Origin of the sequence: Streptomyces sp. Y20, from assembly GCF_043195475.1 — a bacterium.
In the GTDB taxonomy this organism is placed as follows: Bacteria; Actinomycetota; Actinomycetes; order Streptomycetales; family Streptomycetaceae; genus Streptomyces.
Genome location: NZ_JBIDDP010000001.1, coordinates 1021003 through 1046231, shown reverse-complemented (window position 1 = coordinate 1046231; position 25229 = coordinate 1021003). Strand labels below are relative to the sequence as shown.

The following is a 25229-nucleotide window of genomic DNA, read 5'->3' as shown; positions in this document are numbered from 1 at the left end:
GCCGCAGGCGCCGGCGCGACCGCCCGGGCCGGGTCGGCGGCAGAGAGCTGACCGGGGCACACGGACCCGCGCGGACCGATCACCACTCCCGCTGACCGGCACGACCACTCCTCCGGAGCCGGCACGCCGCTCACGTGTCTCACACGAGCCGGGTCAGGGCCGCTCCCGCCGAGCCGGCACGCGCAGTCACACCTACGAGCGCGGACCGGTTACGGCCGGTCCGCGGCCGTCCGTGCCGGTCCCGCGGAAGTGGGCGTGCCGGGCCGGCGGGAGCGGCCGTGACCGGTTCGCGTGAGCCGCTCCCGGAACCCCAGGAGTTCCCACCGCAGACGCACCACCGCCCTGGCCGGCCTCAGGCCGCTGACCGGTCGTGCCGGGTCCGCGTGAGCGGCTGTGACGGGGTTCGTGCGGCCGGCCGGCCGTGCAGGTCCGCGCCGGGTCCGTGCGATCGGCCGTGAGTGGTCCGCACGAGCTGCCGCGAGGGGTGCGCACGAAGCGTCGTGAGCGGCGGTCCGTGTGCCGGCCGTGCCGCGCTCGCGCGGCTGGGGCGCGCAACCGGTCCGCGCGGCCGGCCCCCGAGCGCCGGTTGCCCTCCGCAGCGGCGGCCGTACGACGCAGAGGGGCGGTACGCGCGCCGCGTACCACCCCTCTCCGTGTGTCCGCTCAGTCCTCGGCGGCGTCACCCTTGTCCTGGTCGTCGCCCTCGGCCGCGTCCGGCCTGGGCGGCTTCGCCGGGCGGGTCCGGCCGCCCGGGCTGTCCCGCAGGAACGAGCCGCCCTCCCCGCCCTCCGCGGTGGCGTGGCCGCCCGGCGGGCCGATGTCCCGCCGCCGCAGGTACCGCTCGAACTCGCGGGCGATGGCCTCGCCCGACGCCTCCGGCAGCTCCGCGGTGTCCCGGGCCTCCTCGAGCGACTGGACGTACTCGGCGACCTCGTTGTCCTCGGCGGCCAGCTGGTCCACGCCCACCTGCCAGGCCCGCGCGTCCTCGGGCAGCTCACCGAGCGGAAGGCGCACGTCGAGCAGGTCCTCCAGACGGTTGAGAAGTGCCAGCGTGGCCTTGGGGTTGGGCGGCTGGGAGACGTAGTGCGGTACGGCCGCCCACAGCGAGACCGTCGGGACACCGGCGTGCGTGCACGCCTCCTGGAGGACGCCGACGATGCCCGTGGGGCCCTCGTACTTGGTCTCCTCCAGGTCCATCCGCTGGGCCAGGTCCGGGTCGGAGGTGACCCCGCTGACCGGCACCGGCCGCGTGTGCGGCGTGTCCCCGAGCAGGGCGCCCAGGATGACCACCAGCTCCACGCCCAGCTCGTGCGCGAAGCCGAGCAGTTCGTTGCAGAACGAGCGCCAGCGCATCGACGGTTCGATACCGCGCACCAGCACCAGGTCCCGAGGTTTGTCGCCGCCGACGCGGACCACCGACAGCCTGGTCGTCGGCCACGTGATCTTTCGCACACCGCCGTCCATGAACACCGTGGGGCGGTTCACCTGGAAGTCGTAGTAGTCCTCGGCGTCCAGCGCCGCGAACACCTCGCCCTTCCACTCGCGTTCGAGATGCGCGACCGCCGTGGAGGCGGCGTCGCCGGCATCGTTCCAGCCCTCGAACGCGGCCACCATGACTGGGTCGATCAGCTCGGGAACCCCCTCCAGCTCGATCACCCAGTGCCTCCTTCCGACGTGCCCTCGCTTGACTCACCAACCTTACGGCGTCCGGCGGGGGCGCCCGCAGCCCCCTCGCACGGGGGAGTGAACGGATCACTGCCCCGTTCCCCGGCCGGGAACACCCCTGCTCGGCACGCGCAAGGGCGGCCCCACCGGGGTGGGGCCGCCCTTGCGCGTGCGGGCCTACTTGCGGTCGAGGAGGTCCTGGACCTTCGTGCGGACGTCGTCCGTGGCCAGGCCGCGGATGGTCAGCGTGGTCCGGCGGCGCAGCACGTCGTCCGGAGTCTCGGCCCACTCGTGGTCGCGGGCCCAGACGACCTGGGCCCAGATCTCCGGGGCGTCGGGGTGGACCCGCTCGGCCAGCTCCGGGCTCTCGTTCGCCAGGCGGGCGATGTCGAAGGCCAGGGAGCCGTAGTGGGTGGCCAGGTGCCGGGCGGTGTCGGCGGCCATGCGCGGGCCGGGGGCCGGGTTGTCCACCAGCAGGCGGTGGGCGACCGCGCGCGGGTTGGCGACACCGGGCAGCGGCATCTTCTTCGGCAGCGAGGAGATCGGCTCGAAGTCGTCACCGAGCGGGTGCCCCGGCAGCGCCTCCAGCTTCTTCATGATCGTACGGCCGATGTGGCGGAACGTCGTCCACTTGCCGCCCGCGACGGACAGCATGCCGCCCCGGCCCTCGGTCACCACCGTCTCGCGCTTGGCCTTGGCGGTGTCGCCGGGGCCGCCCGGCAGCACCCGCAGACCGGCGAACGAGTAGGTGATGAGGTCACGCCGCAGCTGCTGGTCCCGGACGGAGAACGCGGCCTCGTCCAGGATCTGGGCTATGTCCTTCTCGGTGACGGACACGTCCGCCGGGTCGCCCTCGTACTCCTCGTCGGTGGTGCCGAGCAGCAGCATGTCCTCCCAGGGGAGGGCGAAGGTGATGCGGTACTTGTCGATCGGGGTCGCGAGCGCGGCCTTCCACGGAGAGGTGCGCTTGAGGACCAGGTGCGCGCCCTTCGACAGGCGGATGGACGGAGCCGCGTTCGGGTCCTCCAGCTTGCGCAGGTGGTCGACCCAGGGACCGGTCGCGTTCAGCACCAGGCGGGCGTTGACCCCGAACTCGTCACCGGAGGTCCGGTCCTTGAGCTCGGCGCCGGTGACCCGGCCCTGGGTGAAGCGCAGCCCGGTGACCTCGGCGTGGTTCAGGACGACCGCGCCGGCCTCGACGGCCGCGCGGACCGTCATCAGCGCCATGCGGGCGTCGTTCATCTGGTCGTCGCCGTACACGGCCACGGCCTTGAGGTTCTCGGTGCGCAGCTCGGGCACGTCCTGCGCCGCCCTGGCGGGCGAGAGGAGGTGGCCGACGCCGTCACCGAACGCGGAGAGCGCGGAGTAGGCGAAGACGCCCGCGCCGAGCTTCGCCGCGCCGTGCGGCCCGCCCTTGTACACGGGGAGGTAGAAAGTGAGCGGGTTCGCCAGGTGGGGGGCCACCTGGCGGGAGACCGCACGGCGCTCGAAGTGGTTCTCCGCCACCAGCTTCACCGCGCCGGTCTGCAGGTAGCGCAGACCGCCGTGGAGCAGCTTGGACGAGGCGGAGGAGGTGGCGCCGGCGAAGTCGCCGGCGTCGACCAGCGCCACCCTGAGACCGGACTGCGCGGCGTGCCAGGCGGTGGAGATGCCCAGGATGCCGCCGCCGATCACAAGAAGGTCGTACGACGCCTTGGCGAGCTGCTCCCTGGTCTCGGCGCGGCTCGGATTCGAGCCGGAGGCCGGGTGCGTCCCCAGGGCAGGCACGGACTTCAGGGTGGACTGACTGGTCATGTCGGGTACTTACTCCTCGTCAGAGCTGACTGAGCCGGGGGAACCGCTCAGTCCTCGTCTTCGAGCCAGCCCATGGTCCGCTCTACGGCCTTGAGCCAGTTCTTGTACTCACGGTCGCGGGTCTCCGCGTCCATGCGGGGGGTCCATTCGGCGGCCCGGCGCCAGTTGGCGCGCAGTTCGTCGGTGCTGGACCAGAAGCCGACGGCGAGGCCGGCGGCGTAGGCGGCGCCGAGGCAGGTGGTCTCGGCGACCATCGGGCGCACCACGGGGGCGTCCAGGACGTCGGCGAGGTTCTGCATCAGCAGGTTGTTGGCGGTCATGCCGCCGTCGACCTTCAGGGTCACCAGCTCGTCGCCGGAGTCCTTGACCATGGCGTCGGCGATCTCCCGCGTCTGCCAGGCGGTCGCCTCGAGGACGGCGCGCGCGAGGTGCGCCTTGGTCACGTACCGGGTCAGGCCGGCGATCACACCGCGGGCGTCGGAGCGCCAGTGCGGGGCGAACAGGCCGGAGAAGGCCGGCACGAAGTAGGCGCCGCCGTTGTCCTCGACCGAGAGCGCGAGCGTCTCGATCTCGGCGGCGGTGGAGATCAGGCCCATCTGGTCGCGCATCCACTGCACCAGCGAGCCGGTGACGGCGATGGAGCCCTCCAGGGCGTACACCGTCGGCTGCTCGCCGATCTTGTAGCCGACGGTGGTCAGCAGACCGGCGTAGGAGTTGATGATCTTGGAGCCGGTGTTCATGACCATGAAGGTGCCGGTGCCGTAGGTCGACTTCGTCTCGCCCTCGGAGAAACAGGTCTGGCCGAACAGGGCCGCCTGCTGGTCACCGAGCGCGGAGGCGACCGGGATGCCGCCGAGCAGATCGCCGAGCCGGCCGCCGGTGACCTCGCCGTACACCTCGGCGGAGGAGCGGATCTCGGGCAGGATCTGGAGGGGCACACCGATCGACTCGGCGATCTTCTCGTCCCACTGCATCGTGTGCAGGTTCATCAGCATGGTGCGGGAGGCGTTGGTGACGTCGGTGACGTGCCTGCCGCCGTCGACACCGCCGGTGAGGTTCCAGATGACCCAGCTGTCCATGGTGCCGAAGAGGATGTCGCCCGCCTCGGCGCGCTCCTTCAGGCCGTCGACGTGGTCGAGCAGCCAGCGGGCCTTGGGCCCGGCGAAGTAGGACGCGAGCGGCAGCCCGGTCTCGCGGCGGAAGCGGTCCTGGCCGACGTTGCGGCCCAGCTCGCGGCAGAGGGCGTCGGTGCGGGTGTCCTGCCAGACGATGGCGTTGTGGACGGGCTCACCGGTGTTCTTGTCCCACAGCACGGTGGTCTCGCGCTGGTTGGTGATGCCGATGGCCTTGATGTCGTCGCGGGTGATGCCGGCCTTCTCGACGGCTCCGGCGACGACCTCCTGGACGTTGGTCCAGATCTCGTTGGCGTTGTGCTCGACCCAGCCCGGCTTGGGGAAGATCTGCTCGTGCTCCTTCTGGTCGACGGAGACGATGCGGCCGTCCCGGTCGAAGACGATGCAGCGCGAGGAGGTCGTGCCCTGGTCGATGGCGGCGATGAACGGGCCTGCGGTGTGGGCGTCGGTCACTGTGTGCTCCTGAAAGGTCCGTGGTGGTGGGGCTGTACGTACGGCGCGTACGCGAAGGCTCGGGGGCTTCCTAGGCGAACGCGACGTTGTAGATGCCTGCGGCGATCGCGGCGCCGATCAGCGGACCGACCACCGGGATCCAGGCGTAGCTCCAGTCGGAACCGCCCTTGTTGGGCAGCGGCAGGAGGGCGTGCACGATGCGCGGGCCCAGGTCACGGGCCGGGTTGATGGCGTAGCCCGTCGGGCCGCCCAGGGAGAGGCCGATCGACACGACCACGAGCGCGGTGATCAGTCCGCCGAGGACGCCGAGGCCGTTGCCCTTGTCGTTCAGGCCCTGGGTGAGGACCGCGAGGATCAGCACGACGGTGCCGATGATCTCCGTGGCGAGGTTCTGCACCACGTTGCGGATCTCCGGACCGGTGGAGAAGATGCCGAGGACCGGGCCGGCGCCCTTCTCCTGGGCCTCCACGGCCTTCACGGAGGTGTCCTGCGCGCCCGGACCGCCGACGATCTCCTTGTCGGTCAGGTGCGCCTGGAACTGTCCGTAGTAGGCGACCCACACCAGGGCCGCGCCGATCACGGCGCCGAGCAGCTGGCCGGCGAAGTAGGTCGGGACGTTGCTCCAGTCGCTGTCCTTGATGGCCAGGGCGACGGTGACGGCCGGGTTGAGGTGGGCGCCGGACAGCGGTCCGGAGATGTACACGGCCGTCATGACGGCGAAGCCCCACCCGAAGGCGATGGCGAGCCAACCGGCGTTACGGGCCTTGGAGGCCTTCAGCGTGACAGCGGCACAGACGCCGCCGCCGAGCAGGATGAGTATGGCGGTACCGATGGTCTCGCCGATGAAGATGTCGGAGCTGGACACCCGCGACTCCTTTGTCCTTCGTCCAGGGGTAGCCGGACCCCGGTTCCCGCCGGGGGTCTGGCGCCCTCAGGGGGTGAGAGCTGGCCGGCCTCTGGCGTTGTCACACTCTAGCGCGTATTGCCGGTAGGTGTTCGACAATGCCGACCGATGGACGGGAGTCTTGCTTCGGCGTTACGCGTGCGTCAAGGGTTCTGTTATCGAAAACAGGATCGTTATTGATCGCTACGGCCTATCGGCCTTCGGGTGCAGACCGGGTGCGGGGATACATTGTGATCCTGTTTGTCCGTTTCAGGGTAGGTCGGCAGCCGGAACGCCGCCTGACGTCCCGGTCGTTCCGTGCCTCAGCCCCTGCTCAGAACCGTCCGGCGCCCAGGTCGCGGGAGACCGCGCGGGCGCAGTCCCGCACCGCCGCGATCAGCTCCGGGCGCAGCTTGCCCTCCCGGCACAGCCGTTCCACGGCCCCGGTGATGCCGACCGCGCCCACGGGCATGCGGCGCCGGTCGTGGATGGGGGCGGCGAGCGAGGCCACTCCCTCCCAGGTCTCCTCCACGTCTGCGGCGTACCCACGCGCGCGCGTGACGTCCAGGAGGTGCTCGAAGTCCCCGGGGTCGCACACCGTGCGGTCCGTGAACGCCTTCCGGTCGGCCTCCAGCGCCTCGCTGTGCGCCACCGGGTCGTAGGCCGACAGCACCTTGCCCAGTGCCGTGGAGTGCAGCGGCTGCATGGCGCCGATCTCCAGCACCTGCCGGCTGTCGTCGGGCCGGAAGACGTGGTGCACGATCAGGACGCCCTGCTGGTGCAGGACGCCCAGGTACACGCTCTCGCCGCTGGAGCGGGCCAGGTCGTCGGCCCACACCAGGGCCCGGGCCCGCAGTTCGTGCACGTCCAGGTAGGTGGTGCCGAGGCGCAGCAGCTCCGCGCCCAGCTGGTAGCGCCCCGAGGCGTCGTCCTGCTCCACGAAGCCCTCGTGCTGGAGGGTGCGCAGGATGCCGTGGGCGGTGCCCTTGGCGAGGCCCAGCGACGAGGCGATGTCCGAGAGGCCGAGCCGCCGCTCGCCGCCCGCGAGCAGCCGCAGCATCGCGGCCGCCCGTTCGAGCGACTGGATGTTCCGTGCCATCGCCGTCCTGCCTCCGTCCCCTTCGACTGCCGTAGGCACCATGCCCTATCCGCCGTTCGGCAATGCCGAACACTACCGGTCCTTGCCGATCTCCCGCCAATGGTCGGACGACACCTGTTACACAGCCTCCGGCCCGGGTCGGAGGCGTCCGTTCCGTGGACGTAGGTGCCCATCCAAGCCGACTCCCGGCTACTGTGGCGCCGTGCGGCAACCCTGCCTGCCGGGGAATCCGCATAGCCGACAGCCGTCGCAGCCCAGGGAGCCCCTTCATGGCCTCGTTGCCCACGTCCCCTTCCGCCGACAGCCGGACCCGGGTGTCCGAGCTCCGCGAGGCACTGGCCACCCGTGTGGTGGTCGCCGACGGAGCCATGGGCACCATGCTCCAGGCCCAGGACCCCACCCTCGAGGACTTCGAGAACCTCGAGGGCTGCAACGAGATCCTCAACATCACCCGCCCCGACATCGTCCGCTCCGTCCACGAGGCGTACTTCTCCGTGGGCGTCGACTGCGTCGAGACCAACACCTTCGGGGCCAACCACGCGGCCATGGCGGAGTACGACATCCCCGACCGCGTGTACGAGCTGTCCGAGGCCGGCGCCCGCATCGCCCGCGAGGTCGCCGACGCGTACGCCGCCGCGGACGGCCGCCGGCGCTGGGTCCTCGGCTCCATCGGCCCCGGCACCAAGCTGCCCACCCTCGGCCACATCGCCTTCACCACCATCCGGGACGGCTTCCAGGCGAACGCCGAGGGCCTGCTCGAGGGCGGCGCCGACGCCCTGATCGTCGAGACCACCCAGGACCTCCTGCAGACCAAGGCCTCCGTCCTCGGCGCGCGCAACGCCATGGAGCGGCTCGGCGTCGAGGTCCCGCTGCTGGTCTCGATGGCCTTCGAGACCACCGGCACCATGCTGCTGGGCTCCGAGATCGGCGCCGCGCTCACCGCGCTGGAGCCGCTCGGCATCGACATGATCGGCCTGAACTGCTCGACCGGCCCGGCCGAGATGAGCGAGCACCTGCGCTACCTCACCCGGCACTCCCGCATCCCGCTGCTGTGCATGCCCAACGCCGGTCTGCCCATCCTCACCAAGGACGGCGCCCACTTCCCGCTCGGCCCCGAGGGCCTGGCGGACGCGCAGGAGAACTTCGTACAGGACTACGGCCTGTCCCTCGTCGGCGGCTGCTGCGGCACCACCCCCGAGCACCTGCGCCAGGTCGTGGAGCGCGTCCGGGACCTCGCCCCGGCCGAGCGCGACCCGCGCCCCGAGCCGGGCGCCGCCTCCCTCTACCAGTCGGTGCCGTTCCGCCAGGACACCGCCTACCTGGCCATCGGCGAGCGCACCAACGCCAACGGCTCCAAGAAGTTCCGCGACGCCATGCTGGAGGCGCGCTGGGACGACTGTGTGGAGATCGCCCGCGAGCAGATCCGCGAGGGCGCGCACATGCTCGACCTGTGCGTGGACTACGTCGGCCGTGACGGCGTCGCCGACATGGAGGAACTGGCCGGCCGCTTCGCCACCGCCTCCACACTGCCGATCGTCCTGGACTCCACCGAGGTCGAGGTCATCAGGGCGGGCCTGGAGAAGCTCGGCGGGCGCGCGGTGATCAACTCCGTGAACTACGAGGACGGCGACGGACCCGACTCGCGGTTCGTGAAGGTCACGCGGCTGGCGCGGGAGCACGGCGCCGCCCTGATCGCGCTCACCATCGACGAGGAGGGCCAGGCCCGCACCCCCGAGAAGAAGGTCGAGATCGCCGAGCGGCTGATCGCGGACCTCACCGGGAACTGGGGCATCCACGAGGAGGACATCCTCATCGACACCCTGACCTTCACCATCTGCACCGGTCAGGAGGAGTCCCGCAAGGACGGCGTCGCCACCATCGAGGCGATCCGCGAGCTGAAGAAGCGCCACCCGGCGGTGCAGACCACGCTGGGCCTGTCGAACATCTCCTTCGGCCTCAACCCGGCCGCCCGCATCCTGCTGAACTCCGTCTTCCTGGACGAGTGCGTCAAGGCCGGACTCGACTCGGCGATCGTGCACGCGAGCAAGATCCTGCCTATCGCCCGCTTCAGCGAGGAGGAGGTCCGCACGGCCCTCGACCTCATCCACGACCGCCGCGCCGAGGGCTACGACCCCCTCCAGAAGCTCATGCAGCTCTTCGAGGGCGCCACCGCGAAGTCCCTGAAGGCCGGCCGCGCCGAGGAACTGGCCGCGCTGCCGCTGGAGGAGCGCCTCAAGCGCCGCATCATCGACGGCGAGCGCAACGGCCTGGAGGCGGACCTCGACGAGGCCCTCCGGGACCGGCCCGCGCTCGACATCGTCAACGACACCCTGCTGGACGGCATGAAGGTGGTCGGCGAGCTGTTCGGTTCCGGCCAGATGCAGCTGCCGTTCGTCCTCCAGTCCGCCGAGGTCATGAAGGCGGCCGTCGCCCACCTGGAACCGCACATGGAGAAGTCGGACGCCGACGGGAAGGGCACCATCGTCCTCGCGACCGTGCGCGGCGACGTGCACGACATCGGCAAGAACCTGGTCGACATCATCCTCTCCAACAACGGCTACAACGTCGTCAACCTGGGCATCAAGCAGCCCGTCTCCGCGATCCTGGAGGCGGCCGAGGAGCACCGGGCGGACGTCATCGGCATGTCGGGGCTGCTGGTCAAGTCCACGGTGATCATGAAGGAGAACCTGGAGGAGCTGAACCAGCGCGGTCTCGCCGCCCGCTTCCCGGTCATCCTCGGCGGCGCCGCCCTGACCAGGGCCTACGTCGAGCAGGATCTGCACGAGGTCTACGAGGGCGAGGTCCGCTACGCCCGTGACGCGTTCGAGGGCCTGCGCCTGATGGACGCGCTGATCGGCGTCAAGCGGGGCGTGCCCGGCGCGAAGCTGCCCGAGCTGAAGCAGCGCCGGGTGCGGGCCGCGGCCGTCGTCGAGGAGGCCGAGGAGCGCCCGGAGGAGGGCCACGTCCGCTCCGACGTCGCCACCGACAACCCCCTGCCCGTCCCGCCGTTCCTGGGCACCCGGGTCGTCAAGGGCATCCAGCTCAAGGAGTACGCGAGCTGGCTGGACGAGGGCGCCCTGTTCAAGGGCCAGTGGGGGCTGAAGCAGGCCCGCACCGGTGAGGGGCCGTCGTACGAGGAACTGGTGGAGACCGAGGGCCGGCCGCGCCTGCGCGGCCTGCTCGACCGCCTCCAGACGGAGAACCTGCTGGAGGCGGCCGTGGTCTACGGCTACTTCCCGTGCGTCTCCAAGGACGACGACCTGATCATCCTGGACGAGCAGGGCAACGAGCGCACCCGGTTCACCTTCCCGCGCCAGCGCCGCGGCCGGCGCCTGTGCCTGGCCGACTTCTTCCGCCCGGAGGAGTCGGGGGAGACGGACGTGGTCGGCCTCCAGGTCGTCACCGTCGGCTCGCGCATCGGTGAGGAGACGGCCCGGCTCTTCGAGGCCAACGCCTACCGCGACTACCTCGAACTGCACGGCCTGTCCGTGCAGTTGGCCGAAGCCCTCGCCGAGTACTGGCACGCCCGCGTCCGTTCCGAACTCGGCTTCGCCGGCGAGGACCCGGCCGCCATCGAGGACATGTTCGCCCTCGGGTACCGGGGCGCCCGATTCTCCCTCGGCTACGGCGCCTGCCCCAATCTGGAGGACCGGGCCAAGATCGCCGACCTCCTCCAGCCGGAGCGGATCGGCGTGCACCTGTCGGAGGAGTTCCAGCTCCACCCCGAGCAGTCCACCGACGCGATCGTGATCCACCACCCCGAGGCGAAGTACTTCAACGCCAGGTGACCCCCGCCGCGGGCACCCCCGGCGCCCCTGGGCCGTTCAGGGGGCCCGGCGGGGCGCCCCGGGGCCGCGAGTGGCGGACGAGACGTTTCGCCCCGCGGAGTCGTACACTGGTCGGTCCACCGCAGGCCGGTTCCCCGCACGGGAACCGGCCTGACCGTCCCTCAAGGAGGTGCGCCCGGATGACCAGCACGGTCCCCGCGCCCGGAACCCTTCCCCCCGCTCCCGCCGGCACCGGAGCGGGCAGGACCGCGCCGCCCGAGGGTTCCGTCCTCCAGGCGGTGCTTCTCGACATGGACGGCACCCTGGTGGACACCGAGGGCTTCTGGTGGGACGTCGAGGTGGAGGTCTTCGCCCGCCTCGGCCACACCCTCGACGACTCCTGGCGGCACGTCGTGGTCGGCGGCCCCATGACCCGCAGCGCGGGTTTCCTCATCGAGGCCACCGGCGCCGACATCACCCTCGCCGAACTCGCGGTGCTGCTCAACGACGGGTTCGAGGAGCGCATCGACCGCGCCCTGCCGCTGATGCCCGGCGCCGCCCGTCTGCTCGGCGAGCTGCACCGGCACGGCATGCCCACGGCCCTGGTCTCCGCCTCCCACCGGCGCATCATCGACCGGGTGCTGTCCGTGCTGGGCCCGCACCACTTCGCCCTCTCCGTCGCGGGCGACGAGGTCTCGCGCACCAAGCCCTTCCCGGACCCCTACCTGCTCGCCGCCGCGGGGCTCGGCGCGCATCCGGCCGGATGCGCCGTGGTCGAGGACACCGCGACCGGGGTCGCCGCCGCGGAGGCCGCGGGCTGCCGGGTGATCGCCGTACCCTCCGTGGCGCCCATCGGACCGGCCGCCGGACGGACCGTCGTCTCCTCGCTGGAAGAGGTCGACCTGGCATTTCTGCACGGTCTGATGACGGAAATGCGCTAGCCGTTCACCCAGCGTGCGAGGTCCATTGGGTGTGCTGGACATATTTCCGGGGAAGTGCACACCAGGGGAATTCCTGGTGAGCCGTCCGGCCGAATTGTGCTGACCCGTCACACAGTTGCGGGTGTGACGTTTCCCACGCCCATGGGGGTCGACAGTGTCGGCGGGCTGTGCTGAACGGCCTGGATCGGAGGGCGTGGACGGGTCTTTGTGTCCCGATTGATGGGATGCTGCACTAATCCTGCCGCTGTCGGGTTTTCGGTGTGTCCGCGACCGGTTCCACTGCGTGATGAGGGGTCAACTCACGCGGCCGTGAAGCGTGCTGCGAGTGCGGACTAACCTCGTCGCGAGAACATCACCGCGAACCCCCGTGATCCGTCGCACCACCCATGCATGCCGGATACACGGACCCGAACAGCTCTGGAGAAACTCCCGCATGAACCGCAAGACTTTGGTGCTGCCGGCGGTGGCCGGCCTGCTCACCCCGGTTCTCGCCGCGTGCGGCGGAACCGACAGCGGGAGCAAGAGCGGTGACGCCATCGTCGTCGGTACCACGGACCAGTTCACGGCCACCAAGGCGGCCCCGGCGCCCCTCGACCCGGCCTACGCCTACGACGTCGGCACCTGGAACATCCTGCGCCAGACCGTGCAGACCCTGATGGCCCAGCCCAAGGGCGAGGGCGACCCCGTGCCCGAGGCCGCCGAGAGCTGCTCCTTCACCGACAGCGGCAGCGAGCGCTACGTCTGCAAGCTGCGCAAGGGCCTGAAGTTCGCGAACGGCGACAAGGTGACCGCCGGTGACGTCAAGTACTCCATCGAGCGTGCGCTGCGCATCAAGGCCGACAGCGGGGTCTCCGCCCTGCTGAACACCGTCGACACCATCGAGACGCAGGGCGACCGCGAGGTCGTCTTCCATCTGAAGACGGCCGACGCCACCTTCCCGTACAAGCTGTCCACTCCGGTCGCGGGCATCATCAACCCGAAGGACTACGACAAGGACAAGCTGCGCGACGGCTTCGACGTCGACGGCTCCGGCCCGTACACCCTCCAGGCCGACGTCAAGAACAACGCGATCACCAGCATCACCTTCACCAAGAACCCCTCCTACAAGGGCAACGTGACGGTGCACAACGACGCGGTCGAGCTGCGCTCCTTCAGCGACGCCGACGCCATGGGGACCGCGCTCGACAAGGGTGACATCGACGTCATGACGCGCACCATGTCGCCCGCCCAGATCCAGAAGCTGGACGCCGGCAGCGACGACAAGGCCGACCTGGTCGACATGCCCGGCCTGGAGATCCGCTACCTGGCGTTCAACACCGACGCCACCAGCGTGAAGTCCAAGGCCGTACGCCAGGCGATGGCGCAGGTCATCGACCGCGGCGAGCTGGTCTCCAAGGTCTACGGCACCCAGGCCGAGCCGCTGTACTCGCTGGTCCCCGCCACCGTGACCGGCCACTCCAACTCGTTCTTCAACAAGTACGGCAACCCCAGCGTCGACAAGGCCAAGGCCCTGCTCGCCAAGGCAGGTATCACCACGCCGGTGAAGCTGACCCTGCACTACACGACCGACCACTACGGCTCGGCCACCAAGCAGGAGTTCCAGATCCTCCAGCAGCAGCTCAACGGCAGCGGCCTGTTCGACGCCTCCGTCCAGGGCCACCCCTGGGCGACCTTCCGGCCCGCCGAGCAGAAGGGCGCGTACGACGTCTACGGCATGGGCTGGTTCCCCGACTTCCCCGACGCCGACAACTTCCTCGCCCCCTTCCTCGACAAGGACAACTTCCTCGGCTCGCCGTACGCCAACAGCGCCATCCAGCGCTCGCTGATCCCGCAGTCCCGCCGTGAGGCCGACCGGCTCGGTGCCGCCAAGAGCCTGACGGAGATCCAGGACATCGTCGCCGACGACGTGCCGGTCCTGCCGCTGTGGCAGGGCAAGCAGTACGTCGCCGCCCGGGACAACGTCACGGGGGTCTCCTACGCCCTCAACTCGTCGTCTACGCTCCAGTTGTGGGAGCTCGGCCGTGGTGTGAGCGGCTGACGGCTCTCCTCACCCGGGGGCCAGGGACGGCTGCCCCGGGTCCCGGGGCCAGGACGGCGGTCCCGGGGTGACGGACCGACGACAAGGCACCTCTCAAGTGAACAAGCGCAACCCGTGGCCGGTCCTGCCCCTCGTGGCGGGGCTGGCCTCCGGCCTGTTGACCGGCTGTGGCTCGGAGACCGGCGATTCCGGGGGAACCGGCTCCGCGGTGGTGATGGGGATGTCCGACGACGTCCTCGCCACGGACCCGGCGTCCGGCTACGACCCCGGCTCCTGGCTGTTGTTCAACAACGTCTTCCAGTCGCTGCTCGGCTTTCCCAAGGGCGCGACCGAACCCGAACCCGAGCTGGCGAAGCAGTGCGGCTTCACCGACACCCGGGCCATGGTCTACCGGTGCGAACTGAAGGACGGCCTGAGGTTCAGCAACGGTGACCCCCTCACCTCCGCCGACGTGAAGTTCTCCTTCGAACGCATCCTGAAGATCGACGACCCCGCCGGTCCCGCGATCATGTTCCCGATGCTCGGCACGATCGGGACACCGGACGCGAAGACGGTCGTCTTCCACCTGAAGGTGCCCGACGCCACCTTCCCCAGCAAGGTCGCCTCCGGCGCCGGTTCCATCGTGGACCACCGCCAGTACGACGCGAACGGCCTGCGCACCGACCACAAGGCCGTCGGCTCCGGCCCGTACAAGCTGGACTCCTTCGACAAGGACCAGGCGGTCTTCTCCGTCAACGGCAACTACAAGGGAACCGTCCAGGTCAAGAACTCCGGCGTCACCCTCAAGTTCTTCCACGGCGACCGCACCGCCCTGAAGCAGTCCCTCCTCGACGGCGGCATCGACATCGCCTACCGCGGTCTTTCCGCCTCCGACATCGCCGGCCTCGACGAGCAGAAGGACGACAAGGGCGTCGACGTCATCGAGGGCACCAGCGCCGAGGTCCAGCACCTGGTCTTCAACATGAAGGACCCGGTGGCCGGCAAGCTCGGCGTCCGCAGGGCCATGGCCTACCTCATCGACCGCGACGCCCTGATCGCGAACGTGTACCAGGGCACCGCCACCCCGCTGTACTCGATCATCCCGGCGGGCATCGCGGGCCACAACACCGCCTTCTTCGACACGTACGGCGCCCGTCCCTCCCGCGCCAAGGCCGCCGCCGCGCTGCGCGCCGACGGCATCACCGGCAAGGTCAAGCTCACCCTGTGGTCCACGCCGTCCCGCTACGGCCCGGCCACCGACGAGGAACTGAAGGCCATCGCCGGCCAGCTGAACGCCAGTGGCCTGTTCGACGCCGACGTGCGCTCCGTCCCCTTCGGCCGGTACGAGAAGGAGATCGCCCAGGGCAGGTACGGCGTGTACGTGAAGGGCTGGGTGCCGGACTACCCCGACGCCGACAACTTCACGGCCCCCTTCTTCGGCAGGGGCAACGTGCTGGAGAACAACTACGGCAACCGCACCATCACCGGTTCGCTCCTGCCCGCCACCGCCGCGCAGAGCGACCGGACCGCGACCGACAAGCAGTTCGGCAGGCTGCAGGACATCGTCGCCGACGAACTGCCCGTCCTGCCGGTCTGGCAGGCCAAGCAGTACGCGGTCGTCCGCGACGGCGTCTACGGCCTGGAGTACTGCCTGGACGCCTCGACGGTGTTCCGGTTCTGGGAACTCAGCAAGAGCTGACGATCGTCATGGAGAAGGGCGCCCCTCACCACGCGCGAGGGGCGCCCTTCGCCGTACCGGCGGGCCGGCCGCCTCGCCGCTACTGCGCGCCGGGGCGCACCAACCCGCTCTCGTACGCGTACACCGCCGCCTGCACCCGGTCCCGCAGGCCCAGCTTCGTCAGCACGTGGCCCACATGGGTTTTCACGGTCGTCTCGCTGACGAACAGGTCGGCCGCGATCTCCGCGTTGGACAGCCCGCGCGCCACCAGCTTCAGCACCTCGACCTCACGGTCCGTCAGGGTGTGCAGGGCGTGCGGCACCGGGTCCTCGCCGGAGGGCAGATGCGTGGCGTACTTGTCCAGCAGCCGCCGGGTGATGCTCGGCGCGAGCAGGGCCTCGCCGGCCGCCACCACCCGGATGGCCTGCACCAGTTCGTTGGCGGGCGCGTCCTTGAGCAGGAAGCCGCTCGCTCCCGCGCGCAGGGCCTCCACCACGTACTCGTCCAGGTCGAACGTGGTCAGCACCAGCACCTTGGCCGGACCGTCCCGCCCGGGGCCGGTGATCTGCCGGGTGGCCTCCACACCGTCCATCCGCGGCATCCGGATGTCCATGAGCACGACATCCGGCTGCAACGCGCGCACCTGGTCGATGGCCTGGAGACCGTCACCGGCCTCGCCGACGACGGCGAGGTCCTGCTCGGCCTCCAGGATCATCCGGAAGCCGGTACGCAGCAGGGGCTGGTCATCGACCAGTAGGACGCGGATGGCCACGTGACACTCCTTCGCTAGTCCGCGCCCATTGTGCCCTGCGCCACCGTCCCGGACTCGGCCGCCCTCACCGGCAGCGGATAGGGCGGGGGAGTGCCGCCGAACTCCGGGCAGTGCGCCTGGTGGTCGCACCAGCCGCACAGCCGGGTCGGCCGGGGCCGCCAGTTCCCCGTCTCCGTGGCCTGGCTGATGGCCTCCCACAACGCGTGCAGCTTGCGTTCGACCCGCTCCAGGTCGGCGAGGACGGGGTCGTACGTCAGCACGTCGCCGCTGCCGAGATAGACCAGTTGCAGCCGGCGCGGGATCACCCGCTTCAGGCGCCACACCACGAGGGCGTAGAACTTCATCTGGAACAGGGCGCCCTCCGTGTACTCGGGGCGGGGCGCCTTACCCGTCTTGTAGTCGACGATCCGCACCTCGCCGGTCGGTGCCACGTCCACCCGGTCGATGATCCCGCGCAGCCGCAGCCCCGAGTCCAGCTCGGCCTCCACGGACAGCTCCCGCTCGGCGGGCTCCAGCCGCGTCGGGTCCTCCAGCGTGAACCAGCGCTCCACGAGCCGCTCCGCCTCGGCGAGCCACCGGGCCAGCCGCTCGCCCTCCGGGTCGTCGGTGAACAGCTCGGTCACCTCCGGGCGGCTCTCCCGCAGCCGGTCCCACTGCCCCGGGATCAGCGCCTTGGCCCGTGGCACGGTCCGCTCACCGGCGGGCGCGTCGAACAGGCGCTCCAGTACGGCGTGGACCAGCGTGCCGCGCGTCGCCGCCTCGCTCGGCTTCTCCGGGAGCCGGTCGATCACCCGGAACCGGTACAGCAGCGGGCACTGCATGAAATCACTCGCCCGGGACGGCGACAGGGAGGCCGGCGCCACGGCCGCCCGCTCCCCGCCGGCCGCCGGGGGTGCCGGCGGTGGGGCGTCCGGTGGCGTGTGCCCGGCGCCGGCCGCCGGGGCCGCTGCCTCCTCGATGCTGCTGTCCATGCCCACAGACCTTACGGCCCGGCACCGACAGTGACCCGCCCGCCGGCCGCGTCGGCCGGTGAGCGGGGGGCGAACACAAGGGGTGCCGGGGCGGAACGTGCCGCCACTGCCGCATACCATCGAGCAGAGACCCTTCCGCCCGGCAGGCGCGGGAGACGCTTCGAACGAGGGGACACCGTGGACGTGAGCGGCGGGAGCGGGCAGCCGCGGTCCGGCAACGAGGGGCCGGCCGACAACTCCGCCGACCCCACGGCCGAACCCGCCGACCACCCCGCGGACCGGACCCACGACAGCCCCGACGCCCCCAGCCCCACGACACCGCACCCCGCCACCCGGCAGCCGACCCGGCCCGACGGCCCCCACCCGGCCGGCGAAGCCGCCCAGGCCGGCCCGGTCGACGAGGATGACGCGGCAGGGGAGGGCGGCACCGCTGGACGCCCTCGCCTCGAAGGCGTCCGCACCCGCCGCGATGACGCCGCCCCCACGCCCGGTTCGCCCGGCACGGCCGACGCCGACCAGCCGGTCCGCCCGGCGGACACGGACAGCGCCTCCCGCGCGGCGGACACGGACAGCGGCCCCGGCCCGGCCGGCAGGGCCGGCGCTCCTGGCAGGGAAGACACGGACGGCTCACCGCGCCCGGCGCGTCCGGACAGCGCCCACCACCCGGCAGGGGAGTCCGAGCCGCAAGACGGCGACTCCTGCGAGCACCGCTCGCTCGCGCACTCCGGTATCGCCAAGGGCGAGCCGCCCCGGCCCCGGCCCAAGGAGCCCGGCGGCGGCATCCTCATGGGGCGGCCCTTCGGCGTGCCCGTGTACGTCGCGCCGAGCTGGTTCCTCGTCGCCGCGCTGATCACCTGGGTCTTCGGCGGCCAGCTCGACCGCGTGCTGCCCGAGCTGGGCGCCGCCCGCTACCTGGTCTCCCTCTTCTTCGCGGTCGCCTTCTACGCCTCCGTCCTGGTCCACGAACTGGCCCACACGGTCGCCGCGATCCGCTTCGAGCTGCCGGTCCGCCGCATCCAGCTCCAGTTCTTCGGCGGTGTCTCGGAGATCGAGAAGGAGGCCGAGACCCCCGGCCGGGAATTCGTGCTGGCGTTCGTCGGCCCGCTGCTCTCGCTCGTCCTGGCCGGGCTGTTCTACCTCGCCATGAAGCCCGTCGAGCCCGGCACCGTCCCCGGCGTGCTGCTGACCGGGCTGATGGCCTCCAACCTCATCGTCGCGATCTTCAACCTCCTGCCCGGCCTGCCCCTCGACGGCGGCCGGATGCTCCGCGCCGTCGTCTGGAAGCTGACCGGCAGGCCGATGAGCGGCACCGTCGCCGCCGCCTGGGTCGGCCGTGCCCTCGCCGTCTCCGTCCTGATCGGCCTGCCGCTGCTCAACCACTCCGGCGCCCTCGGCGGCGGCGGTGAGGAGACGAGCGGCATGGACACGGTCACCGACGCCCTGCTCGCCGCCATCCTCGCCGCGATCATCTGGACCGGCGCCGGCAACAGCCTGCGGATGGCCCGGCTGCGCGAGCACCTGCCCGAGCTGCGTGCCCGCACCCTCACCCGGCGGGCCGTACCGGTCGAGAACGACACCCCGCTCTCCGAGGCACTGCGCCGGGCCAACGCCGCCGGTGCCCGTGCCCTGGTCGTCGTCGACGCCGACGGCACCCCCCTCGCGCTCGTCCGCGAGGCCGCCATCGTCGGCGTACCCGAGCACCGCCGCCCCTGGGTGGCGGTGAGCGGCCTGGCGCAGGAGCTGACCGACGGCATGCGGGTCTCCGCGGAGCTGGCCGGGGAGGACCTGCTGGAAGCCCTCCGGGCCGCTCCCGCCACCGAGTACCTCGTGGTCGAGCAGACCGGCGAGATCTACGGCGTCCTGTCCGCCGCCGACGTCGAACGCGCTTTTGTGAAGGCGATGGCCCGGCCGACCCCGTAACCGTGGTCGGCGGCCCCCGGAAACGCCGGTAGGCTGGTCACATGTCCGAACCGACCGGTGCCGCCCGCAGGCGCGGGCCCTTCAAGGTCGGGGACCAGGTACAGCTGACCGACCCCAAGGGCCGCCACTACACGTTCACGCTCGAAGCCGGGAAGAACTTCCACACCCACAAGGGCTCCTTCCCGCACGACGAACTGATCGGCGCTCCCGAGGGCAGCGTTGTCCGGACCACCGGCAACGTGGCCTACCTCGCGCTGCGCCCCCTGCTCCCCGACTACGTCCTGTCCATGCCCCGTGGGGCAGCCGTCGTCTACCCCAAGGACGCGGGGCAGATCCTCTCCTTCGCCGACATCTTCCCCGGCGCGCGCGTCGTGGAGGCCGGCGTCGGCTCCGGCTCGCTCAGCAGCTTCCTGCTGCGGGCCATCGGCGACCAGGGCATGCTGCACTCCTACGAGCGCCGCGAGGACTTCGCCGAGATCGCGAAGCAGAACGTGGAGCGCTACTTCGGCGGGCCGCACCCCGCCTGGCAGCTGACCGTCGGCGACCTGCAGGACAACCTGTCCGACACCGACGTCGACCGCGTCATCCTGGACATGCTCGCTCCCTGGGAGTGCCTGGAGGCCGTCTCCAAGGCGCTCGTCCCGGGCGGCATCGTGTGCTGCTACGTGGCCACCACCACCCAGCTCGCCCGGACCGTGGAGTCCATCCGGGAGATCGGCTGCTTCAACGAGCCGACCGCCTGGGAGACCATGATCCGCAACTGGCACATCGAGGGCCTGGCCGTCCGTCCCGACCACCGGATGATCGGCCACACCGGTTTCCTGCTCACCGCCCGCCGCCTCGCGGACGGCGTCGAGCCGCCCATGCGCCGCCGCCGCCCCGCGAAGGGCGCGTACGGCGAGGACTACGCCGGACCCAACGCCGACGGCGGCGCCGGCCGCTGACCGGCCCCGCACGCGTACAACGCAAGGGCGCCGTGCCCGAGTTCCCCATCGCATCCGGGAACTCGGGCACGGCGCTCCCGCGTTGGGCCGGTACTGGCACCGGCGCCGCCCGCACGCGGGTCCACCGCCCCGGGGGAATGCCGGTCCCCGCCGTTCCCCCGCCCAGCGGCGTGTGGCAGCATGCAGCCCATCCCACCGGCACAGCCCTCACAGGAGACACTCCTAGTGCAGCAATCCGCCGTTCCGGAGCTCGCCCACACCCAGACCCGGCCGATCCACTGGGTCCTCACCGCCACGGCCGTCGCCGCCGTGGTGGCCCTCTCCACCGTCGCCCAGCCCGGATCGGCCACGGCCGCCCAGTCCGCCACCGGCACGCGGACGACCACCGCGGCCGCCGCGCCGGGCACGGCCGGGGCGAAGTTCCCGCTGGACTGCGGACCGGTGAAGGCCCTGGTCGTCAAGAAGGCCGACGCGGATCTGGACGGTGACGGCAGGCCGGAAACCGTCGCGGTGGTCCACTGCGACGCCCCCATGGGCACCCCGCCGGACGGCGTCTACGTCCTCACCCGCTCCGCGGACGGCAAGCGGCCACGCGTGGTGGCCACCCTCGTCAGGCCCGAGGACCGGCTCACGGTCACCGGCTTCGCCGTGCGCGCGCGTACCGTGTCCGCCACGCTGCTCGGCTACTCGTCGGACTCCGTGCCCAGTTGCTGCCCGGACCTGAGGACCCCGGCCGCCTGGCAGTGGAAGGGCGGTGCCTTCATCCGCTCCACGGGAGCCGCGGCCCACAGCGTCTGAAGCGGGCTCAGTCCGCCTCGGGGCCGTACACCTCGACCCTGTCCTGAACGCGCCGCACGTGGATGCACTCGCCGGGACACTCCTTCGCCGAGTCCACCACGTCCGCCAGCAGCGGCAGCGGCACCGGCGTGGCCGCGCCCGGGGCCTGGAGCAGCTCGTCGTCCGTGCCCTTCACATAGGCCAGCCCGTCGATGTCCAGCTCGAACACCTCGGGGGCGTACTGGGCGCAGATGCCGTCGCCGGTACACAGGTCCTGGTCGATCCAGACCTCCAGCGCCTCGTCGCCCGGGGCCTCCTGCTGCACGGTCATCTCTCCTGCCGTCGGTTCGCCGGGCGCTCCGGGCGCCGCGAGGGCCGGCCGGGTCCGCTCCAGCGGCTGTTGGACACCCTCGACCCTACCTCCGCCGGATGCGCGTCCGGGCCGGCCCGGTCCGGGGTTTGTGGACCCGCCCGCTCGGGTACCAGCGCCGGACCGGGACAGGGGTGCCCCGGCGGCCGGATCGATCACTTCAGGCCGCTCCGCGGTGACAGCCCCTCCCGGTTCCGTCGCTCTGCGTGATGACCGTGCGAGCGGTCCGAGTGCTGCCCGCGAACGGGCCGACCGGCCCGGGACGGACAACTCCGGCCAGCCGTGGAGGCTTTCGACCGCGCCATGCGCGGAACACGCTGCTTTCCCCTCACGTTCAGTGGGTATCCCCTCCGTGCGAGGCAGTGCGCGCCGGGTGACCGACGACACACCTTGACAGTCTTTGTGATCTAGGGGTTTCAATCGACACCCACCCAGGTAGGGTCTGGAAGCGTCCAGCTCCCCTTGGAGGAGGTGAGGACCGTGGCAGCCCACGACGACGACATGAACCGCGGCATCCGCCCGGGACGCGGGTCCGACGACCCGGCCGGGCAGATCGCCTACCTTGAGCAGGAGATCGCCGTCCTGCGACGCAAGCTCGCCGACTCTCCGCGGCACACGAGGATTCTCGAAGAGCGGATCGTCGAGCTACAGACGAACCTGGCCGGCGTGTCCGCCCAGAACGAACGACTGGCCAACACCCTCCGCGAGGCCCGCGACCAGATCGTGGCCCTCAAGGAGGAGGTCGACCGGCTCGCCCAGCCCCCGGCCGGCTTCGGTGTCTTCCTCCAGGCGAACGAGGACGGCACGGCGGACATCTTCACCGGTGGCCGCAAGCTCCGGGTCAACGTCAGCCCCAGCGTCGAACTCGACGATCTGCGGCGCGGCCAGGAGGTCATGCTCAACGAGGCGCTCAACGTGGTCGACGCCATGGCGTACGAGCGCGTCGGCGACATCGTCACCCTCAAGGAGATCCTGGAGGACGGCGAGCGCGCCCTCGTGCTGGGGCACACCGACGAGGAGCGGGTGGTGCGGCTCGCCGAGCCGCTGCTGGACGTCACCATCCGCCCCGGCGACGCCCTCCTGCTCGAACCCCGCTCCGGTTACGTCTACGAGGTCGTGCCCAAGAGCGAGGTCGAGGAGCTGGTCCTCGAAGAGGTCCCCGACATCGGTTACGAGCAGATCGGCGGCCTCGGCAACCAGATCGAGGCCATCCGCGACGCGGTCGAGCTGCCGTACCTCTACCCGGACCTGTTCAAGGAGCACGAGCTGCGCCCGCCCAAGGGCGTCCTGCTCTACGGCCCGCCCGGCTGCGGCAAGACGCTCATCGCCAAGGCCGTCGCCAACTCGCTGGCCAAGAAGGTCGCCGAGGTCACCGGCCAGGCCCAGGGCAAGAGCTTCTTCCTGAACATCAAGGGTCCCGAGCTGCTCAACAAGTACGTCGGCGAGACCGAGCGGCAGATCCGCCTCGTCTTCCAGCGTGCGCGTGAGAAGGCCAGCGAGGGCACCCCCGTGATCGTCTTCTTCGACGAGATGGAGTCCCTCTTCCGCACCCGTGGCTCCGGTGTCAGCTCGGACGTGGAGAACACCATCGTCCCGCAGCTGCTCGCCGAGATCGACGGCGTGGAGGGCCTGCAGAACGTGGTCGTGATCGGCGCCTCCAACCGCGAGGACATGATCGACCCGGCCATCCTGCGCCCAGGCCGGCTCGACGTGAAGATCAAGATCGAGCGTCCGGACGCCGAGGCGGCGAAGGACATCTTCGGCAAGTACCTCACCGAGCGCCTGCCGCTGCACACGGACGACGTCGGCGAGCACGGCGGTGACAAGACCACCACTGTCCAGAGCATGATCCAGACAGCGGTCGAGCACATGTACGCCGAGTCGGAGGAGAACCGCTTCCTGGAGGTCACCTACGCCAACGGTGACAAGGAAGTCCTCTACTTCAAGGACTTCAACTCCGGCGCCATGATCGAGAACATCGTGGGCCGGGCCAAGAAGATGGCGATCAAGGACTTCCTGGAGAAGAGCCAGAAGGGTCTGCGCGTCTCCCACCTGCTCCAGGCCTGCGTGGACGAGTTCAAGGAGAACGAGGACCTGCCCAACACCACGAACCCGGACGACTGGGCCCGGATCTCCGGAAAGAAGGGCGAGCGGATCGTGTACATCCGTACGCTCATCACCGGGAAGCAGGGCGCGGACACCGGACGCTCGATCGACACGGTGGCGAACACCGGTCAGTACCTGTAACGGCAGGGCGGCTGCGGGTGCCCTCGGCGGGTACCCGCAGCCGTCTGTTTTCAGGGCCACGACCGGAGCAGCCAATGACGCAAATGATCTCCCCACCAGCGCAAAGGCGTTCTAGGCTCGTTCCTGCCGCCGAGTCGCGCCGTGCGGGAACGGGCACCGCACACACACCGGAGCGCCAGCGGCACATGAGCGGTGTCCACGACCGAGGGTGCCGCCGGGCAAGGAGGGCCGCATGACCGTACGGCGAGTAATGGGAATCGAGACGGAGTACGGGATCTCCGTCCCCGGCCACCCGAACGCCAATGCCATGCTCACCTCGTCCCAGATCGTCAACGCCTACGCGGCCGCGATGCACCGGGCCCGCCGGGCCCGCTGGGACTTCGAGGAGGAGAACCCGCTGCGGGACGCGCGAGGCTTCGACCTCGCCCGGGAGACAGCCGACTCCAGCCAGCTCACCGACGAGGACATCGGCCTGGCCAACGTGATCCTCACCAACGGCGCGCGGCTCTACGTCGACCACGCCCACCCCGAGTACAGCGCCCCCGAGGTCACCAACCCCCGCGACGCCGTCCTCTGGGACAAGGCGGGCGAGCGGATCATGGCGGAGGCGGCCGAGCGGGCCGCGCAGCTGCCGGGAGCCCAGCAGATCCACCTCTACAAGAACAACACCGACAACAAGGGCGCCTCCTACGGCACGCACGAGAACTACCTGATGAAGCGGGAGACCCCCTTCTCGGACATCGTGCGCCACCTCACGCCCTTCTTCGTCTCCCGTCAGGTCTTCGCCGGAGCGGGCCGCGTCGGCATCGGCCAGGACGGGCACGAGCACGGCTTCCAGCTCAGCCAGCGCGCGGACTACTTCGAGGTCGAGGTCGGCCTGGAGACCACGCTCAAGCGCCCGATCATCAACACGCGCGACGAGCCGCACGCGGACGCGGAGAAGTACCGCCGGCTGCACGTGATCATCGGTGACGCCAACCTCTCGGAGATCTCCACCTACCTCAAGCTCGGCACGACCGCCCTGGTCCTGTCCATGATCGAGGACGGCTTCATCGCCGTGGACCTGGCCGTCGACCAGCCTGTGCGCACCCTCCACCAGGTCTCGCACGACCCGTCCCTGAAGCGCCTGGTCACCCTGCGCAGCGGGCGCACGCTCACCGCGGTCCAGCTGCAGATGGAGTACTTCGAACTGGCCCGCAAGTACGTCGAGGAACGCTTCGGCGCCGACGCCGACGACCAGACCAAGGACGTCCTCGGCCGCTGGGAGGACACCCTGACCCGGCTGGAGCGCGACCCGATGAGCCTGGCCGGCGAGCTGGACTGGGTGGCCAAGCGGGAGGTGATGGAGGGGTACCGCCGCCGGGACGACCTGGACTGGGACGCCGCGCGGCTGCACCTGGTCGATCTCCAGTACGCCGACGTCCGCGCCGAGAAGGGCATCTACAACCGCCTGGTGGCCCGTGGGCGCATGAAGCGGCTGCTGGACGAGGCCGAGGTCGAGCGGGCCCGTACGAAGCCGCCGGAGGACACGCGCGCGTACTTCCGCGGCCGGTGCCTGGAGCAGTACGCGGACGACGTGGCCGCGGCGAGCTGGGACTCGGTCATCTTCGACCTCCCCGGCCGCGATTCCCTCCAGCGCGTCCCAACCCTGGAACCGCTACGCGGAACGCGAAATCACGTCAAGGAGCTGCTGGACCGCTGCCGTACCGCGGAAGACCTGGTCAGGGTCCTGTCCGGCGGGTGAGCGGTGTCAGGGGGGTACTCGGTGCGCCCCGGGCGGTCGGGGTGGAAAGCCCAC

Annotated in this window: 17 protein-coding genes; 9 read left to right on the top strand and 8 right to left on the bottom strand. The window is 70.8% G+C overall.

What is annotated here, in order from left to right:
- Positions 1-663: 663 nt before the first annotated feature.
- The 5 genes from ACGFT1_RS04525 to ACGFT1_RS04505 form a co-directional block, all read right to left on the bottom strand.
- Positions 664-1656, bottom strand: a complete 993-nt coding sequence (locus ACGFT1_RS04525; protein ID WP_373907504.1) for a PAC2 family protein — start codon at positions 1654-1656, stop codon at positions 664-666.
- 186 nt (positions 1657-1842) lie between these two features.
- Complete coding sequence (locus ACGFT1_RS04520) at positions 1843-3459, bottom strand: FAD-dependent oxidoreductase (protein ID WP_373907503.1); 1617 nt, start codon at positions 3457-3459, stop codon at positions 1843-1845.
- Between the two features lie 47 nt (positions 3460-3506).
- Positions 3507-5045 (bottom strand): glycerol kinase GlpK, encoded by a 1539-nt coding sequence (glpK, locus tag ACGFT1_RS04515; RefSeq protein WP_373907502.1) that lies wholly within the window; start codon positions 5043-5045, stop codon positions 3507-3509.
- Positions 5046-5115: 70 nt separating this feature from the next.
- Positions 5116-5910 (bottom strand): MIP/aquaporin family protein, encoded by a 795-nt coding sequence (locus ACGFT1_RS04510; RefSeq protein ID WP_373907501.1) that lies wholly within the window; start codon positions 5908-5910, stop codon positions 5116-5118.
- A gap of 352 nt (positions 5911-6262) precedes the next feature.
- On the bottom strand, positions 6263-7027 hold the full coding sequence (locus ACGFT1_RS04505) for an IclR family transcriptional regulator (protein ID WP_373907500.1): 765 nt from the start codon (positions 7025-7027) through the stop codon (positions 6263-6265).
- Positions 7028-7296: 269 nt separating this feature from the next.
- On the opposite strand from ACGFT1_RS04505, the gene metH reads away from it, so the two are divergent.
- From metH to ACGFT1_RS04485, 4 genes are all read left to right on the top strand, one after another.
- On the top strand, positions 7297-10815 hold the full coding sequence (gene metH, locus ACGFT1_RS04500; RefSeq protein ID WP_373907499.1) for a methionine synthase: 3519 nt from the start codon (positions 7297-7299) through the stop codon (positions 10813-10815).
- A gap of 179 nt (positions 10816-10994) precedes the next feature.
- Complete coding sequence (locus ACGFT1_RS04495; RefSeq protein ID WP_373907498.1) at positions 10995-11735, top strand: HAD family hydrolase; 741 nt, start codon at positions 10995-10997, stop codon at positions 11733-11735.
- Between the two features lie 433 nt (positions 11736-12168).
- Positions 12169-13773: an ABC transporter substrate-binding protein gene (locus ACGFT1_RS04490; RefSeq protein WP_373907497.1), complete on the top strand. Its 1605-nt coding sequence runs from the start codon at positions 12169-12171 to the stop codon at positions 13771-13773.
- 97 nt (positions 13774-13870) lie between these two features.
- The gene (locus tag ACGFT1_RS04485; RefSeq protein ID WP_373907496.1) at positions 13871-15451 is read left to right on the top strand and encodes an ABC transporter substrate-binding protein; all 1581 of its coding nucleotides are present in this window, start codon (positions 13871-13873) and stop codon (positions 15449-15451) included.
- 79 nt (positions 15452-15530) lie between these two features.
- On the opposite strand, the gene ACGFT1_RS04480 is transcribed toward ACGFT1_RS04485, so the two are convergent.
- Both ACGFT1_RS04480 and ACGFT1_RS04475 read right to left on the bottom strand, forming a co-directional pair.
- The gene (locus ACGFT1_RS04480) at positions 15531-16202 is read right to left on the bottom strand and encodes a response regulator (RefSeq protein WP_373907495.1); all 672 of its coding nucleotides are present in this window, start codon (positions 16200-16202) and stop codon (positions 15531-15533) included.
- Between the two features lie 14 nt (positions 16203-16216).
- On the bottom strand, positions 16217-17173 hold the full coding sequence (locus tag ACGFT1_RS04475) for a RecB family exonuclease (protein WP_373907494.1): 957 nt from the start codon (positions 17171-17173) through the stop codon (positions 16217-16219).
- Between the two features lie 177 nt (positions 17174-17350).
- Here ACGFT1_RS04475 and ACGFT1_RS04470 point away from each other — a divergent pair, with 177 nt between their 5' ends.
- From ACGFT1_RS04470 to ACGFT1_RS04460, 3 genes are all read left to right on the top strand, one after another.
- Complete coding sequence (locus ACGFT1_RS04470) at positions 17351-19093, top strand: site-2 protease family protein (RefSeq protein ID WP_373907493.1); 1743 nt, start codon at positions 17351-17353, stop codon at positions 19091-19093.
- A 41-nt stretch (positions 19094-19134) separates the two neighbouring features.
- On the top strand, positions 19135-20037 hold the full coding sequence (locus ACGFT1_RS04465; RefSeq protein ID WP_373907492.1) for a tRNA (adenine-N1)-methyltransferase: 903 nt from the start codon (positions 19135-19137) through the stop codon (positions 20035-20037).
- A gap of 225 nt (positions 20038-20262) precedes the next feature.
- Entirely contained in the window at positions 20263-20835 is a 573-nt protein-coding gene (locus tag ACGFT1_RS04460; protein ID WP_373907491.1) for a hypothetical protein, read from the top strand.
- 7 nt (positions 20836-20842) lie between these two features.
- Here the strand turns inward: ACGFT1_RS04460 and ACGFT1_RS04455 are convergent, their stop codons facing one another.
- On the bottom strand, positions 20843-21145 hold the full coding sequence (locus ACGFT1_RS04455) for a ferredoxin (RefSeq protein WP_356821710.1): 303 nt from the start codon (positions 21143-21145) through the stop codon (positions 20843-20845).
- 519 nt (positions 21146-21664) lie between these two features.
- On the opposite strand from ACGFT1_RS04455, the gene arc reads away from it, so the two are divergent.
- Both arc and dop read left to right on the top strand, forming a co-directional pair.
- The gene (arc, locus tag ACGFT1_RS04450) at positions 21665-23431 is read left to right on the top strand and encodes a proteasome ATPase (RefSeq protein ID WP_373907490.1); all 1767 of its coding nucleotides are present in this window, start codon (positions 21665-21667) and stop codon (positions 23429-23431) included.
- A 232-nt stretch (positions 23432-23663) separates the two neighbouring features.
- Positions 23664-25175: a depupylase/deamidase Dop gene (dop, locus tag ACGFT1_RS04445; protein ID WP_356821706.1), complete on the top strand. Its 1512-nt coding sequence runs from the start codon at positions 23664-23666 to the stop codon at positions 25173-25175.
- Positions 25176-25229: the final 54 nt, after the last annotated feature.